The 979-nt window shown below is 45.9% G+C and carries 1 protein-coding gene; it reads right to left on the reverse strand.

Annotated elements, in window-relative coordinates; genetic code table 11:
* Positions 1 to 908, reverse strand: a 908-nt coding sequence (locus CXF65_RS01035; RefSeq protein WP_101210731.1) for an IS30 family transposase, incomplete at its 3' end; no start/stop codon positions are given.
* Between the last annotated feature and the right edge of the window lie 71 nt (positions 909 to 979).

Consider the following 979-nt stretch of genomic DNA (forward strand, 5'->3'; position numbering starts at 1 on the left):
GCCTGCATAGGCGTTTTAAACCCTAAGCGTTTTCTTGGTCTGTTATTTAGTTTGTTCTCAATGTCCTGCATCTCATCATCAGAGACTTGTCTAAAGTCACAGCCTTTAGGCAGATACTCTCTGATCAAGCCGTTGGTATTTTCGTTGGTTCCTCGCTGCCATGACGCATAAGCATCGGCAAAGAAGAAAGAGCTAAAGAGCTTTTGTTTCACCTTTTTATGCTGAGCAAACTCTTTACCATTGTCAGAGGTAATGGTCTTAACCTGCAACCTCACTGGCTTTAAGAGCTCTATCATTGCCTCTGATACTTGCTGTGCCGTTTTATTATCCACACGTTTCATCTTCAGCAGCCCTGTTTTACGTTCAACGAGCGTGACAATCGCTTGCTTGTGATGCTGACCGATAATGGTATCCGCCTCCCAGTCGCCAATCCGCGTGCGCGCATCAACGATGGAGGGGCGCTCATGGATAGAGACTCTGTCATTAATACGACCACGAGTCTCAGCAGTTAAACGCTGCCGATAAGGCTTGGCTTTACGTCTGAGACACTGCCATAACCTGCCGCCCTTACGCTTGTTTGTCCATATATAGCGATAAATGCTCATATGACTGAGTCCACCATGAACACCTGCTATTTGCTGGGGACTCCAGTTCTCTTTAAGCTTGTCTGTGACCCAGTCCCATACGTCAGCGATGATGCTGAGCGCATTGTTTGATCGTCTTGCACAAGCTTTCTTATGAGCGTTATTGACTCGGTAACCGCGCAGGCTTTTATTGCGTCTGATTTCTCTTAATATGGTACTGGGACTTCTGTTTAACGCCCGCGCTATAAAATTAATACTATGTTCTGCCCCTATAAGGGCATAAATCTGGTATCGTTCCCCTAGGCTTAGATGCGTATAGTTCATGGTTGCAATCTCACTTTGGTCGGTGGATAAAGACTTTGATGCTAGCGCATCTAGGTCTTTTTTTCACCTCA

It is taken from the genome of Psychrobacter sp. Sarcosine-3u-12, from assembly GCF_002836005.1.
In the GTDB taxonomy this organism is placed as follows: Bacteria; Pseudomonadota; Gammaproteobacteria; order Pseudomonadales; family Moraxellaceae; genus Psychrobacter; species Psychrobacter okhotskensis.